Annotated in this window: 1 protein-coding gene; it reads left to right on the forward strand. The window is 63.7% G+C overall.

The features are described 5' to 3' along the window. Nucleotides 1-16 precede the first annotated feature (16 nt). The coding region (locus tag ACM5QX_RS29630; RefSeq protein WP_414756772.1) for a hypothetical protein at nucleotides 17-248 on the forward strand (232 nt) is incomplete at its 3' end.

Genomic DNA, 248 nt, shown 5'->3' on the forward strand with positions numbered 1-248 from the left:
GTCAGGTCGTGTCGACATGCTGGTTGACGCCTATGGCGGCGCAGACGTCGTCGAGATCTGGCAGAATGGCGTGCGGGTCGCGGCCAGTGGTCAGGCCTATGCCCGGAATGGTGAAGCCGTTCCCGCAGGCCTCGAACGCAGCGGCAATTTCACCCTAAGCTTCGACTATGATCCCGCGCGTGGGCGAGACCTGGAGTTCCGGTTCAATCCTGACACGCCTGACAAGATCGGCGCCTGGACCGTGGGCG

It is taken from the genome of Anabaena sp. CCY 9910 (assembly GCF_963920875.1).
In the GTDB taxonomy this organism is placed as follows: domain Bacteria; phylum Cyanobacteriota; class Cyanobacteriia; order Cyanobacteriales; family Nostocaceae; genus Trichormus; species Trichormus variabilis.